The sequence below is a fragment of the Leptospira ognonensis genome, from assembly GCF_004770745.1.
Taxonomy (GTDB): Bacteria; Spirochaetota; Leptospiria; order Leptospirales; family Leptospiraceae; genus Leptospira_A; species Leptospira_A ognonensis.
Window position 1 is genome coordinate 44,653 of record NZ_RQGD01000005.1, and the last position, 14,162, is coordinate 58,814.

14 protein-coding genes are annotated in these 14,162 nt (G+C 39.9%); 5 read left to right on the forward strand and 9 right to left on the reverse strand.

Going from position 1 to position 14,162, the window contains the following annotated elements:
- Positions 1-1,623 carry an alpha-amylase family glycosyl hydrolase gene (locus EHQ58_RS01175; RefSeq protein ID WP_135621512.1) on the forward strand — a complete coding sequence of 541 codons (1,623 nt, stop codon included), beginning with the start codon at positions 1-3 and terminating at the stop codon, positions 1,621-1,623.
- A gap of 11 nt (positions 1,624-1,634) precedes the next feature.
- On the opposite strand, the gene EHQ58_RS01180 is transcribed toward EHQ58_RS01175, so the two are convergent.
- The 7 genes from EHQ58_RS01180 to aroC all read right to left on the reverse strand — a co-directional run bounded on the left by EHQ58_RS01180 (position 1,635) and on the right by aroC (position 8,133).
- Positions 1,635-1,853, reverse strand: coding sequence for a Zn-ribbon domain-containing OB-fold protein (locus EHQ58_RS01180; RefSeq protein ID WP_135621513.1), 219 nt, complete (start codon positions 1,851-1,853; stop codon positions 1,635-1,637).
- Between the two features lie 64 nt (positions 1,854-1,917).
- Positions 1,918-3,132, reverse strand: coding sequence for an acetyl-CoA C-acetyltransferase (locus tag EHQ58_RS01185; RefSeq protein ID WP_135621514.1), 1,215 nt, complete (start codon positions 3,130-3,132; stop codon positions 1,918-1,920).
- A 67-nt stretch (positions 3,133-3,199) separates the two neighbouring features.
- The gene (locus tag EHQ58_RS01190; protein WP_342776195.1) at positions 3,200-4,213 is read right to left on the reverse strand and encodes a hypothetical protein; all 1,014 of its coding nucleotides are present in this window, start codon (positions 4,211-4,213) and stop codon (positions 3,200-3,202) included.
- A gap of 28 nt (positions 4,214-4,241) precedes the next feature.
- The gene (locus EHQ58_RS01195) at positions 4,242-4,769 is read right to left on the reverse strand and encodes a NuoI/complex I 23 kDa subunit family protein (protein WP_135621515.1); all 528 of its coding nucleotides are present in this window, start codon (positions 4,767-4,769) and stop codon (positions 4,242-4,244) included.
- The gene (locus EHQ58_RS01200) at positions 4,756-6,207 is read right to left on the reverse strand and encodes an NADH-quinone oxidoreductase subunit G (RefSeq protein WP_135621516.1); all 1,452 of its coding nucleotides are present in this window, start codon (positions 6,205-6,207) and stop codon (positions 4,756-4,758) included. The genes EHQ58_RS01195 and EHQ58_RS01200 overlap by 14 nt, the downstream gene beginning before the upstream one ends.
- Positions 6,208-6,266: 59 nt before the next feature.
- Positions 6,267-6,992: a response regulator gene (locus EHQ58_RS01205; RefSeq protein WP_135621517.1), complete on the reverse strand. Its 726-nt coding sequence runs from the start codon at positions 6,990-6,992 to the stop codon at positions 6,267-6,269.
- Between the two features lie 4 nt (positions 6,993-6,996).
- Positions 6,997-8,133, reverse strand: coding sequence for a chorismate synthase (aroC, locus tag EHQ58_RS01210; protein ID WP_135621518.1), 1,137 nt, complete (start codon positions 8,131-8,133; stop codon positions 6,997-6,999).
- 76 nt (positions 8,134-8,209) lie between these two features.
- Between aroC and EHQ58_RS01215 the strand changes: the two genes are divergently transcribed.
- From EHQ58_RS01215 to EHQ58_RS01230, 4 genes are read left to right on the forward strand one after another with little or no spacing between them, the layout of a single operon-like run.
- Positions 8,210-8,725: an LIC_10042 family TonB-like protein gene (locus EHQ58_RS01215; RefSeq protein WP_135621519.1), complete on the forward strand. Its 516-nt coding sequence runs from the start codon at positions 8,210-8,212 to the stop codon at positions 8,723-8,725.
- Entirely contained in the window at positions 8,712-9,254 is a 543-nt protein-coding gene (locus EHQ58_RS01220) for a UpxY family transcription antiterminator (RefSeq protein ID WP_135621520.1), read from the forward strand. Before EHQ58_RS01215 ends, EHQ58_RS01220 begins: the two co-directional genes overlap by 14 nt.
- Positions 9,251-10,219, forward strand: a complete 969-nt coding sequence (locus EHQ58_RS01225; RefSeq protein ID WP_135621521.1) for a KpsF/GutQ family sugar-phosphate isomerase — start codon at positions 9,251-9,253, stop codon at positions 10,217-10,219. The genes EHQ58_RS01220 and EHQ58_RS01225 overlap by 4 nt, the downstream gene beginning before the upstream one ends.
- A 2-nt stretch (positions 10,220-10,221) precedes the next feature.
- Complete coding sequence (locus EHQ58_RS01230; protein WP_135621522.1) at positions 10,222-10,938, forward strand: type I 3-dehydroquinate dehydratase; 717 nt, start codon at positions 10,222-10,224, stop codon at positions 10,936-10,938.
- A 4-nt stretch (positions 10,939-10,942) separates the two neighbouring features.
- Here EHQ58_RS01230 and EHQ58_RS01235 read toward each other — a convergent pair whose 3' ends face one another.
- Positions 10,943-12,490, reverse strand: a complete 1,548-nt coding sequence (locus EHQ58_RS01235) for a tetratricopeptide repeat protein (RefSeq protein ID WP_342776196.1) — start codon at positions 12,488-12,490, stop codon at positions 10,943-10,945.
- 53 nt (positions 12,491-12,543) lie between these two features.
- Positions 12,544-14,151 carry a GMC family oxidoreductase N-terminal domain-containing protein gene (locus EHQ58_RS01240; RefSeq protein ID WP_135621524.1) on the reverse strand — a complete coding sequence of 536 codons (1,608 nt, stop codon included), beginning with the start codon at positions 14,149-14,151 and terminating at the stop codon, positions 12,544-12,546.
- Between the last annotated feature and the right edge of the window lie 11 nt (positions 14,152-14,162).

The window sequence follows — 14,162 nt, forward strand, 5'->3', positions numbered from 1 at the left end:
ATGAATTGGTGGAAAGAAGCAGTCATTTATCAAATTTATCCACGCAGTTTCCAAGACTCGAATGGAGACGGAATCGGTGACCTAGAAGGGATTATCCAGCGTTTAGATTATCTTGGTGGTTCAAAGGATTCCCTTGGTGTCGATGCGATTTGGCTTTCTCCCGTGTATCCTTCACCAATGTTCGATTTCGGTTATGATATTTCAAATTATGAAGAAATAGATCCTGTTTTTGGTGATCTCTCCACATTTAGGAAATTATTAAAGGAAGCCCACAAACGAGACATTAAGATCATTATGGATCTTGTCGTCAATCACACATCTCATCTACATCCTTGGTTCATAGAATCTCGTTCTTCAAAGAATAGTCCTAAACGAGATTGGTATCTATGGAAAGAGACACCTCATGGAGTTCCGCCAAACAACTGGCTAGGCGCTTTTGGTGGACAAGGTTGGGAATTTGATAAACGCACAGGCGAGTCGTACTTCCATTCCTTCTTAAAAGAACAGCCCGACTTAAATTGGCGCAATCCTGATGTAGAAAATGCCATCTTCAAAATGATTCGATTTTGGTTGGATATGGGTGTGGATGGTTTTCGTTTAGATGTTGTTAACTTATATGTCAAAGATGAGTTTCTAAGAAATAATATTTCTTATTTTATGAAGGGTCCTAGGCCGTATGATAAACAGGTACATACCTATGATCGCGATAGGCCCGAAATGCACGGTATTTTGAGACGCCTTAGAAAACTTTTAGATTCGTATCCAGATAAAAGAGTTGCCGTAGGCGAGGTCATGCAAGATTTTCCAGGGAATGTAACTCTTCCAGCTACTTACTGTGGAAAAAATGATGAACTTCACTTAGCTTTCAATTTTATGTTTTTATTCTCGCCATGGAAGGCGGAAAGTTTCTTTCAAATCATTAAAGATTTTGAATCGGCCTTAGGTGAAGAAAATTGGCCAAATTACACCCTTTCAAATCACGATTTTCCTAGACATATCACGCGTTATATGAAAGAAGGGGAAACCATTCCCCGAGCGAAAGTGGCTGCTACTCTCATGCTAACGCTTAGGGGGACGCCATTCTTATACTATGGTGAAGAAATCGGTATGGAACGGCAAAAAGTTCCATTTAAAAAAATCAAAGACCCTGTAGGGAAAAAGTATTGGCCGTTTCATCCGGGACGAGATCCAGAAAGAATACCTATGGCATGGGATGGATCAAAAAACACTGGTTTTACGACTGGCGTTCCCTGGCTGCCAACTTACGAGAAGGCAGATAAAGTGAATGTTGAAGTCCAAAGTCAAGATAACAATTCCTTATACAATACCTATAGACAATTGATTCAACTACGCAAGAACAGAAAATCTCTTCGAAAGGGAAATCTAAAAATCAATCTGAGTAAAGATAAGAAAGTATTGTTCTATAAGAGAAAAGAAGGGAAAGAGGAGACCTTTATCTTTTTAAATTTCACCAATGAGAATGTAGAGGTTTCCTACCCTCGAAAATGGCAATTAGACGAAATTCTCTTTAGTTCCGTTGGAAGGTCGGCTTTATTAAAACAGGAATTAGAGGACGGATTTTTAAGAGTCCTGCCAAATGAAGCCATCATTTTCAGCAGTTAGATACCAGTGAGTTATAGAGAATAGATGGAGCCGATTTTTTCGTCTACCCTTTTGAATTGGACTGTTACTCCAATTTTGATTTGGCTAAAATCGGTGACATCCTCGATTACGGCAGTTATTTTTTGGTGATCTGGAAAATCAATGATTGCAAGAACATAGGGCGCGCGTTCAGCCATATGTCCGAATCCCACGTAGACGATCGTATATGTATATACTTTGCCTGGCTTCATGTGCGCTTTAAACGTTAGCTAGATCGTCAGTCCAATCTAGCTAACCTCCCTTTCGAATCTTATCTTACTTCAATCTCTCGATGATTGTCGCAATTCCCATTCCGCCACCGATACAAAGAGTGACTAAACCGTAACGAAGATCTCTTCTCTCAAGCTCATCAAGAACCGTCCCAGTCAAGATAGCTCCAGTAGCTCCAAGTGGATGACCTAGTGCCATGGCACCACCATTCACATTGATCTTTTCTCCATCAATGCCTAAGGTCTTTTTAACGTAGAGAACCACAGAAGCAAAAGCCTCATTGATTTCCCAAAGGTCGATATCATTCACAGTTAATCCTGCTAGTTTTAAGGCTTTCTGCGAAGCAGAAACTGGTCCTGTTAGCATGATCGTTGGATCTTCACCAGTCGAAGCAGAAGAAAGAATTCGTGCTCGTGGTTTTAGACCATATTTTTTTAAACCTTCATCATTAGCTACTAGCAATGCTGCTGCACCATCCACGATACCGGATGAATTTCCAAGTGTGTGAATGTGATTGATTTTCTTAATTTCTGGATAAGAGCGAAGAGCAATTGCATCTAATTCTTGTTCACCGATCGTTTTAAATACCGGACCAAGTCCAGATAAAAAAGCATAATCAGATTCAATACGAGGATTCTCTTCTTCTGTAACAATGGTTCCATCATCTAACTTGACAGGAACGATTGATTTTTTGAAATATCCATTCTTTACAGCGTTGGCTGCTTTGATTTGTGATGATTCAGCAAATCTATCCGCTTCTTCTCTAGAAATATCGTATTTAGTAGCGATCAAATCAGCCGAAATTCCTTGAGGCACTAAATTGTAAAATTGTGCAATCTTCTCATTTCCAACGTTGAAATCACGACCAAGCATATCATCGCCCATCTTAACGCGGCTCATGGATTCGACTCCACCACCCACTGCTAAGTCCATAGCCCCTGCCGCAACATGGTTCGCTACGTTATTCAATGCTTGTAATCCTGATCCGCAAAACCTGTTTACGGTATATCCAGGAACTTCTTTGGGCCAATGAGCAGCCATTACCGCATAACGAGCAATACATGCAGCTTGATCAGCAACCTGTGATACACAACCAAGTACGACTTCTTCAACTGTTTTTGGATCAATTCCGTTTCTTTCTTGTAGCGCTTTGAGCGTAGCAGCGGAAAGCTCTTGAGGGTGGACACTCGCGAGAGTTCCTCTCTTTTTTCCTTTTCCTCGAGGTGTTCTAACTGCATCGACGATATATGAATTCCCCATAAATTTCCTCTCTCTGGGTAGTAGATATGAAAAACGTACACGGTTCCGTTCTAATGGAAAGAATAAATCACGATTTTGATATGGTTTTCTTTAATTTGTTACCAAAGTAACGCATTCTTCTTTCGAAGGCACACTTTTTGATACGTAAGTACCCATCTGCTTGATCTCCAAAGGCGATATATGTCTCATTGATCAGATTGACATAGCGCCAATTGGGATGAAAAGCATCCATATAGCTTCTCCGGTTCCAATCCACATACTTCCAAGCGCTGAAACTGTGATTTACCCCGATCTTCTCATCGATAGTACCGATCAGTTGGAATTGTTCCGAACACACAGATCGAAAAAAAATGAAACGATTGAAAAAATATAAAATATTTCGATTGGGATTTGCGGACAATATGGAGGCAAAATGCTCCTTCATTTCTTCAACCGTATAGAATAAATCTGGTCCTGAATTCGTAGAGCGAAAGATAACAGGTGAAAACTCATCTTTGGCGTAAATCTTTGTTAGAATGCGAATGTACTCAGGGTCATCTAAGAGAACAGGAATTTCATTAAATGCGAAGGGAAATGGTTCTCTTTCATTCATATGAATTTCAATATATCTAGTATGATCAAAAGAGGTATCATTGATATCCGTTGCCACAATTTTAAAGAGATGGGGCTTTAGGATTTCATCTTCATATAAATCTCTGACGGTAACGGCGCCCTCCTCATATAAAATGGCACTACCAAAATCGATAAAACTTGCCCCTTCAAACAAGTTTCCAAGCGCGCCATAGGATTTATGGATCACGTTTCTTTGGAAAATGGCACGAAGGATTAGGTTATGATCTAGTAGACGATGACGACCTGATCTTTGTTCGACGACTGTATTTTTAGTTTTTTTGATTTTATAATAATGGATATGGTTTGCTAACCCAAAACGTAATTTTTCAACCGCATGATTTTCGATTAATCGATTTTCATCTTCCTCATCTTCGATGATGGTGCCGTTAGCAAATAAGGGAAACAGGAAAAAGATTAAAACGAGGATACACCTCGTTCTGGTATCGAAATTAAATTTGATGAAAAACAAAGATTCGTACGTGAAGTCGAATTAGCGATTAATTTCTCTGACCAATCAACGGACCGCCAACTTTTTCCATCATTCTTTCTTTCGTCAAAATCAAATCTTCGCGATTGTCGGCTGCCATTTCTCCACCACCATCCAAATAAATGGCACCTTTCGGACATGCTTCTTCACATAACCCGCAGAAAATGCATCTAAGCAAATTGATCTCAAACTTTTCTGCATATTTGTCTTCCGTGTGCAAATGTTGCCGATCGGAGGGAACTTCCTGCGCATGAATTGTTATGGCATTCGCAGGACAAATCCACATACAACAAAAGCAGGCAGTACATCGTTCCCGACCCTGTTCATCGCGTTTCATCGAATGCATACCACGGAACCTTGTGGAGTACTGTCTCTTTTTCTCCGGGTATTCTATGGTCACCTGCTTGTTGAAAAGAGCTACCTTCAGGAAATGTTTGATAGTAATCCACATCCCCTTCCCAATCGACCAAAAGTAAAATTTCTCATACCAGGAAAACTGATGTCGTTTAGCGACATTGATAACATTAACGGTTCCCAAGAAGAGCCTCCTCTTTAGAAACAAGGCTTACACTTAGTTTTTCAAAAAATTCGGCAGAAGAGGGAAGACCCTTCGGTGCTTCCATCGATTTCTCAAAATTTTGGATTAAGCTGTTTTTATTAGTAAAAGATCCAGACTCTTCCGCAAAGATCTTAATCGGTACGGCATAAGTCGCTGATTTCGCACTCTGAGTTAGATTTGTGTCCAAAACGACAAGGTTCGCTTTTCCTATAAGTGAAGAAGGTATTTCTTCCTTTATAACAAAAATAAGATCGATCGATCCCTTTGCCAATTGGGCTTCAATTCCGGATATACCATCACTAGTCGTGAGTCCGAGATCCAATGCACCTTTCGTGTTAGGATGAGAGTCTTTCGTCATTAAAAAATCAACTTGTTCTGTTTCTTTGTATTGCGCGTCTTGAACCCGTGCTTCAAACAAAATGGATTTCCCATTTAACTGACTTGAGATTGATGAAAGGGTATTTTTGATCTTTGTTAGATTCTCGTTCGACTCATGCGCACCGCCGATAACGGCAATGCCTTTCGCCGATTTCATTAAGTTGGCAATCTTTGGTAAAACTTCGACAGAAGTAGAAGACTTTCCTGAGTCCAAATAAGAAAAGAGTCTATTCTCATTCATCCAATCCAAATCAAAACGACCCTTGTCACATAAAAAGAACATGCCCTTTTCATGGTTTTCCTTTACCATATAACGATACATTTTGTTGTCTCGTACGTTGGTTGTTACATTACAGCCTGTAGAACATCCGTGACAAACCGAAGAATGGGATTTATACCACCAAACTCTTGATTTAAATAATGTTTTATTATTGAGTAGAGCACCGACAGGGCAGATATCTGCAAGAGCACCCTGGAAATTATGATCAATGGGTTCGTTGTTTGCCAGTCCGATAAGAGAATGGTTTCCTCTTTCGAAAAGACCCAGATTGGAGACTCCGACTTTTTCTTCTTCAAATCTTACACAACGGTAACACACGATGCATCGATTATGATTGATGATTAAATTAGTTCCGATTTCTTCCTGAGGAACGTTTCGTTTCTCGAACTCAAATCGCGAATGTCCCGTTCCAGATCCAAATGCATTGTCCTGTAACTTACACTCTCCTGCTTTATCACAGACAGGACAGTCTAACGGGTGATTCGCGAGAAGGAATTCCATCGTGCCAGCTCGTGCCTCTTTGACTCGATCCGACTTAGTGACTATGCCCATTCCTTCTTTGACTGGAGTATTGCAAGCCGCCTGGAGCCGTGGAACGCCTTCGATCTCAATGAGGCACATACGACACATACCAACAATAGATAATGCGGGATGATAACAAAAATAAGGGATTTCGACGCCGACATCCTTGGCCGCATCTATAAGGTTTTTTTTCTCGTCTACTTCGAACTCGACGCCATCTATCTTAATTTTAACCAAAAGCTAGCCCCCTTGTTATGATGAGACCAGAGTTCATGAATTCTGTCAAACCTTCCTTTCTAAATTATAAATACATCTCGTAGACAGTCGTATTCTTTGAGACTAGTACCAAGACTTTTTAAATAAGCTGACTGGATCTGGATATTTTTCGATCTAATCTTTGTCTTTTGGGCCAAGCCAATCAGAAAATCTTCCAAGATGGGGAGGGCTTTTCCATCTAGAAAAAAATGGGACTCAATCGAGATATGCAAGTCGGTAAAGAAGCTTCGACCTGCCAGGAAATGGCTAAAGGATTCGAAAATCCGACCTTTGTCTTTCCTCCAGGGAATGCCTTCGATTTTCATATAGATTTCGGTCAGCGAAGGAGTATTGTAATCCAAATGCAATGGAAAAAGTTTCTTATCTATTAGGGAATCAGGACTCAAATGCAAAAGCGGTGCGATTTTTTCAAATAAAGCCTCTGCTGTCACAGGTTTCAGTAAGTAGGCGCTGACCCCGCTCTGGGCTGCACGGACGATCATTTCTTTATCACCTGCCGAAGTTAGCATCACGACAGGCGTCTGTTTGTAAAATTCTTTCCCCTTTTCGATAAAAGACAACCCGTCCAAATGAGGCATCATTATGTCACAGACAATCAAATCAAATTCTTTAAACCTAACACGTGATAAAGCCAAGATCCCATCCGTAACATGTGTGACGAGAAAATTGTATCTCTCAAGAAGATTGATAATGACGCCTGCATTTGTTCCATCATCTTCTACCAATAACACTTGATATACTTTCATCTTTTTATTGGTTTGGTATGTTGTCGAGATTAGCGTATTTCAAAAACCATTTCGGTTGTAAGGATCTTTGATAAAAATAGGCATCAATCAGAACTAGGTTAATCACTGCTTCTACGATCGGAACAGCTCTGGGCAATACGCAAGGATCATGTCGACCTTTCGCCTTCAAGACCGTCTCCTCGTTCTGATCATTGACCGTTTTTTGTTCTTTCTTGATAGTTGATGTTGGCTTAAACGCAGCTCGGACAACCAGATCCATTCCATTTGAAATTCCACCTTGGATTCCACCAGAATTGTTCGTACGCGTTTTGACTTTGCCGGTGCCATCTTCTAAATAAAATTCATCATTATGTATGCTGCCAGTTTGGCGAGTACCAGAAAAACCAGACCCTACCTCAAATCCTTTACAGGCAGAAATGGAAAGCAATGCCTTTGCTAGATCAGCATCTAACTTATCGTAAACAGGATCCCCAAGGCCAGGAGGTAAATTTCTAACGATGGCTTTTACGACTCCCCCGACCGAATCCCCCTCATCTCTCAATTTTCTAATCAAGGTTTCCATTTGGTCGTTTACATTTTTATCTGGACATCTTGTTGGAAATTGATCAACAAACTCTCGGCTAGGTGGAAATTGGGGCTCAGCAATATTGGAATCGATTTGCCCCACACTGTCTACCCAGGCAATCGTTTCTATGCCCAGCTCTCGCTTTAAGATGACCCGTGCCAAGCCTCCCGCTGCCACCCTCCCGATCGTTTCTCGCACCGATGACCTTCCGCCACCGACATGTGCTCTGTGGCCATACTTTTCTGAATAGGTATAATCTGCGTGGGAGGGACGAAAGACGTGAGCCATCTCATCGTAGTCTGCTCCAATCGTATTTTTATTATTAACTTTTAGTAAAATGGGACTGCCAGTGGTTTTTCCCTCGAAAACTCCAGACTCAACCATGACTCTGTCTTCCTCATCTCGGGGAGTCGTTAAGTCATTTTGACCAGGACGTCTCCGAGTCAGATCTCTTTGGATCTCCTCCGCGGGAAAGGGCAATCCTGCAGGCACACCATCAATCACAACACCAACGGAAACTCCGTGTGATTCACCGTAAGTCGATACTCTAAAAATTTTTCCCCAGCTAGAAGGCATATGAAACCAAGTAAAAACTCGATTGGAAATGATCCAATTAAGTTTTTTTTATCCTGTGGATTTGAGAAGATGACAAATGAAAGGGCTTTGTTGGCTTATGTTTCTTAAGACACCGTTATTCTCAAAATATTGGATACTTTCACTCTTTCTCCATTTTTCGATTTTATTGACTTTCTTTTTCACTGAGTCAGAATCTGAAAATCTGATAAAACTTCGCCTAACTCATGGATCGGCCATTTCTTTATACTCGCGAGACGTTGCCAACAAAATCGGTCTTGGTGAAAATTCTCCCTCTCCCTTACGTTCTGATACAGAAATGGGGACACATGCAGAAGAGCGGGAGATTGATTTATTTCGTAACGCCTTAACTTATCCAGAATTGGCAATCGAGCAGGGGTTGGAAGATGACTGCTCGTTTCGTGTTACTGTTGCAGAAAACGGACAGGCTGAAAAATTGGTGGTCATAGCACCCTGCAAGTACAATGTTTTCGATGCTCAAATTAGGTCTCAATTACGTGAATGGAAATTCAATTTCCCAAAAGGAAAGGATCTAGTTCTACCGATCCGATTTCGAATTCATGCCAGAGAATGATCCAACTAACGAAGAACGGCGATGGTATGTAGTTTACACTAATCCTCGCGCAGAAAAAAAGCTTTCTAAACTTTTTAAAAAATACAAAATTGAAAACTATCTCCCACTCATCACTGAAAAAAAGAAGTGGAGCGATCGAATAAAATCAGTTGAAATCCCATGTTTTAAATCTTATATTTTTGTTTATATTGAATTTTGGAAAGAGCGAGTTAAAGTATTGCAATTGCCTGGAGCACACCACTTCGTATTTCATAAAGGGCAACCTGCGACCGTCGAAATCGATGATATAGAATCGTTAAAATCGATTCTTCAGATTAGAAGTGAAACCGTGGAAGTCAGAGAAAATGAAGCTTTGAGTAAAGGTAAATTTGTCAAAGTTGTCGGAGGTATTCTGGCTGGCCGAACGGTAGAGATAGAAAAACGTAAAAACAAAATAGCTGTTTTCGTTAGATTTCCTATGATGAACCAAGTTGCTATCGTAGAAGTGAAACTCGAAGACATCGCATTGGAAGAGGAAGTAAGATTATGAAAAATATACAAACAATCATAGAGAGAGCGCTCGATGATGAAATTTCCTCGATTCACCATTTTCGGGCAAATCTAGATCCGAGCATTGCGAAGTGTGTTGAATTGATCCTTCAAAGTAAAGGCAAGGTAATCGTAACAGGTGTTGGAAAATCTGGAGATATCGCAAAAAAAATTTCACATACGCTTTCATCCACAGGAACATCCGCATACTTCCTTCATCCTACAGATGCCTCTCATGGCGATTCAGGTATCGTTGGTGCTGAAGATGTAGTCTTGGCCATTGGTAAAAGTGGTGAATCGGAAGAATTGAATTTCATACTACCTACTATAAAAAGGATCGGAGCGAAAATCATCGGAATTACCGCAAATAACAAGTCAAGACTTGCAGAATTATCTGATATTACGATCATCACTCCCATTCTAAAAGAAGCTTGCCCTTTGGCACTTGCTCCAACTTCTTCTACCACTATCGCGCTAATGTTAGGAGATGCGATTGCGATGGCACTAATGGAGCTTAAAAATTTTAAATCAGAGGACTTTGCTTTATTTCACCCAGCCGGTCGACTAGGAAAAAGGCTTTCATTGAATATATCAGACGTTATGCGCAAAGATGAGAAAAATGCCTTTGTTTCTATTTCAGCGAACTTAGATGAAATATTAAAAGAAATCACCAGGAAAGGTTTAGGCGCAACGGGAGTCGTAGATTTAAACGGAATCCTTATCGGACTGATTACGGATTACGATATCAGAAAGAGTTTATCCAACAAAAAATTAAATGAAGGAATAACGGCTAAAGAAATGATGAATCCAGCGCCTAGTTTCTTTCATCCTGAAGAAAAAGCCTACGAAGTATTATTAAAAATGGAAGATCGTGAGCGTCCCATTTCTGTCGCACCTGTAGTAGACGGAAATAAAAAATTTGTAGGGATGGTCTCTGTTCACGACTTACTACAAAAAGGACTGTAAACATGCCAGAATCATACAAAATTATCGCAACAGTTGGAGAGGACGATATTCGAAATCTTCAAAAGAAAGATACTAAGGATATCGATGTAATTGAAGTTAGACTCGATTTATTTTCAAGAAATTATATCCAAAAAGAAATGAAAAAGAAGATAAAATCTCTTGGTTTACCTGCTTTATTCACATACCGTCGTGCGGAAGATAGTAGTGTAAAATCTTATGTTAAACTTTTCCCAGAAGATGTGGAAGGGATTTTGAAAGATTTTAATGACAATTCAAACTATCTTGATATCGAATTGAACCGTGAAGACACTATTTTCACAAACTACGAACAGTTAAATTTCCGAATCATCTACTCCTACCATTCTTTCAAAAAATCCATTTACGCGAAAGAAATGAAGGAATTCATTCAAAACTCACGACCCGTTAAAAAGAAAAATCCGATTTTTAAATTTGCGATTACGCCTGAGGACATTCAGGAAACCGCTGAGTTTATGAATGACATAAAACTTTTGGCAAAAACCAATACGATGATCGGAATTTGTATGGGGGAATCAGGCATCATTTCAAGAGTATTTGGAGATCATTTTAATTCTTCTTATACCTATATGACTTTGGGTGAGCCCAAAGCTCCTGGTCAAATTTCCATAGAAACATTTAGAAAATTTAGATCTGATTTATTTAAAGGTTCTACTCTTAAAGAACAAAAAGAAGAGGAATAACTTTCTACTGATTCGGGCCAACTTCCCCTTTATTAGCAAGAAATTCCTTGAATGTAATATCCTTTTCATAGATGGCAAAGTCTGATTCTTTTTTTGCCATTTCCCAATATTCCTCTTTTAGATTACCGGCAGCCTTAAGGTTAAGTTTTACATTTGGCAGATCAGATTTTTTCGCATAACAGCGAGCTAATAAGTAATGGGAGGCAGAAGAGTTGCTTACCTTCTGCAATAGCGAGATAGCAAGATCCGTTTTTCCTAAATAAAATAAATTTTTACCTCGATAGAATAAATATTCGCGTGTTTGGTTGATAGACGAGTCTGATTCAAGCACCGAAAAGTATTTCTCGGCGGCAGCTTCTTTTCCGAGCGTGGTTAAATATCGCGCTAAACGTAAAAATCCAACTTGGTATTTCTCTGGTGACTTAAGCGGAACGGGAAAGTTTGATTCTAAGTAACCGTAGTATTTTTCAAAGCTAGACTCTACTTTCGGTCCAGATTTATTATCTTCTGCTAAACAGATGAAACGAAACATATGAGACTCAATTTGTCCCGCAAGGGAAATGGCGCGCTCTGCATTTTCGGCACATTGTGACCACTTCGATTGGTCATGATTGAGTCTTGCTAATGCTAGCAGAGGCGTATCCTTTGCCAATTGCTTATGCGCTTCTTTAAAAGAGGATTCTGCCATTTCAAACTGTTTTAATTTTTGATAGGCGATGCCTTCATTCAGGTGGACATAATAAAGAAAGACATTCGGATCCTTGGAAAAAGGGTTTTTTCGGGCCTTTTCAAATGATTCGATAGCTGCTTTCGGATCGTCCTTTCGCAGTTTCACAATACCCATCTTATAGTGGTATCTTGTGCGATTTGGATTTTTTTCAATGAGTTGTTTTATATTTTCTTCTGCTAAATCGTACTTTTTTTCTTCAATGAGAGCAAGGCTATATTCCCATCTTAGGTTTTCGTCATTTGGTGTTAGTTTAAGTTCTTTCTCATATTCAGAACTTGGTTTTAAATCTTCTGCATCCTTCTCGAGCGAAGCAACTGGTTTCTTAATTTCTTGTTTTTCTACTGCATGTTTTGTTTCAACTGTCTTCGGCGGCTGAATATAAGTTGTGTTACTCGTTGGGTTTCCACGATTGCTAGTAGCACGGTTATATATCTTTTGCATTTCTTCATTTTTTGAATCATACTTCAAATATCGTGCTGCATAAGTAGCGGCTAAATTCCAATCTTGATGATAGTTAAAAAACAATGCTAACTTTAATAATACAGTTTTTTTGTGATCTCTTTCTAGGTTCAGCTCCGCAGCTTTGCGAAAATTTTGTACGGAATTCGGATAATCTTTTTTATATTCATAAATATATCCTAAGTACATATAAGCTTCTCCATCTGAAGGATGAAGATCTGAATACTTTGAGAACTTTTTGATCGCTTCTGAATATGCCTTTCTCGAAAATGCTTTCTTTGCATCTTTCAATAAAGCATTTTCGTTAGAGAAAACTGGCAGCGAAAATATAATGATAAGTAGTAGAGAGAAAAGTTTTCCCACAAGTTCCAAAATACATAAAACTCATGGGAATGGAAGGGAATTTTTGAAAAAATTTAAACTTTTGATCTATCTTCTTTTTGTTTCGAGAGCGCACGAGCTGCTCGCAAAACCATACTCATTGTTGTGATCTGCGGATTTACCGATAAACCTGTCGGATAAATGGATGCATCCATAACGAAGATATTTTTGTGTCCAAAGAGTTCCAAATTGAGGTCAACAGCGCCTTTGCTTTCCACATCTGCCGACTGTATGGAGCCATGCGGGTGGGCTGATCCGACTGAAAGTTGACCTGGTTTGAAGCCTTCCTTTAGAATCCAGTCAAAATTCGTTTGTGCATTCACTTTTACCGGCTCTGAAAATCGGGTGAACGGGAAGATCAGTTCCGTAGCGCCAGCGGCAACAGTAATCTCAGCCAACGTCTTCAGACCCTTAAGCATATTCAATCCGTCTGTTGGTGTTAACTCGAAATATACTTTCCTTCGTCCAAGACTCCATTCGACACTACCATTTGCTTCGCCGTCTGCACCATCGCGAACAAGGACAATACCAGCGTTATAATTTGTATAATCTTTCATTACATCAAATTGTGTTTTACCATAAAAAGGAATTAGGGAAGAAGCAAGCGTGGGTCGATAAGGTGCAGCTTCTAACCAATAACCATATCCTGTCCCATCTTGGTTATGCCCATCCTTAACGACAATGGATTGTGGAGGTCCCTTGAACATATTGATCTCTGTCGCAAATTTTCCAAAGATTGTAGATGTCGGGTGAACTTTTAAATTTTTACCTACCCATTTGTTTCCGATACCACTTCTCTGAAGTAATGCAGGTCCCTCGATGGCTCCTGCACTCACAATGACAACGGGAGCTGTGAGCTCCAAGGATTGAAGATGTACGTTTGGAGCTTTCTCATAAGCATCTGGCGTAAATTCTGCAAAGACAGTTTTAACCTTGCCATCGTTTATTTTTACTGCACGCATATTAGAGATAACAGTTGCTCCGTGATGGAGTGCATCAGGAATCCAGGTCAAAAACGCCGATTGTTTCGCGTTAATAGGGCATCCTAGTCCACAATGACCTGTACCGATACATCCTCTGTTATTGTTTTTTAGAACCTGCGGGTGAAGACCTAACTTATTGCCACCTATCCTCAAGACATCATTGTTTGCATTGATAAGATTCTCAGGGACTTCATGAACACCTAACCGTTCATGTACTTCCGTAACATACTCATCCATAGCTTCTCGAGATGAATTTTTCCAACCGAATCTTTTTTCCCATTCATTGGTCACATAATCAGGAGGATATAAGGAAGTCTGCCAATTGACCGTCGTAGAACCTCCAACAGTTTTTCCTTGAAGTATGGAGATCGTTTGTTCTTCCGAAACAATAAATCCCGCATCGCGGTATAAACGAGCTTGGGATAAAAATTCATCCGAATTGAACTGGGCCGGAGTGAAATAACTACCTTCTTCGATCAATATCACCTTCCATCCCGATCGAGAAAGCTCAGCCGCGGCAACAGCGCCACCTGCCCCAGAGCCAATGATGATGGCATCTGCAGATAATTTCCAATTACCTTCAGAAATCTGATTTTCTTTAATAATGGATTCGTGAAGTTTTGGTGTGATGATTTGTGAATTTATTGCTGGTATGCCCATTGAATTTCCGC

Bases quoted from the DNA above. Each gene is read 5' to 3' on its own strand.
- EHQ58_RS01175 (WP_135621512.1), top strand. From the start codon at position 1: ATGAATTGGTGGAAAGAAGCAGTCATTTATCAAATTTATCCACGCAGT.
- EHQ58_RS01180 (WP_135621513.1), bottom strand. From the start codon at position 1,853: ATGAAGCCAGGCAAAGTATATACATATACGATCGTCTACGTGGGATTC.
- EHQ58_RS01185 (WP_135621514.1), bottom strand. From the start codon at position 3,132: ATGGGGAATTCATATATCGTCGATGCAGTTAGAACACCTCGAGGAAAA.
- EHQ58_RS01205 (WP_135621517.1), bottom strand. From the start codon at position 6,992: ATGAAAGTATATCAAGTGTTATTGGTAGAAGATGATGGAACAAATGCA.
- aroC (WP_135621518.1), bottom strand. From the start codon at position 8,133: ATGCCTTCTAGCTGGGGAAAAATTTTTAGAGTATCGACTTACGGTGAA.
- EHQ58_RS01215 (WP_135621519.1), top strand. From the start codon at position 8,210: ATGAAAGGGCTTTGTTGGCTTATGTTTCTTAAGACACCGTTATTCTCA.
- EHQ58_RS01220 (WP_135621520.1), top strand. From the start codon at position 8,712: ATGCCAGAGAATGATCCAACTAACGAAGAACGGCGATGGTATGTAGTT.
- EHQ58_RS01225 (WP_135621521.1), top strand. From the start codon at position 9,251: ATGAAAAATATACAAACAATCATAGAGAGAGCGCTCGATGATGAAATT.
- EHQ58_RS01230 (WP_135621522.1), top strand. From the start codon at position 10,222: ATGCCAGAATCATACAAAATTATCGCAACAGTTGGAGAGGACGATATT.
- EHQ58_RS01240 (WP_135621524.1), bottom strand. From the start codon at position 14,151: ATGGGCATACCAGCAATAAATTCACAAATCATCACACCAAAACTTCAC.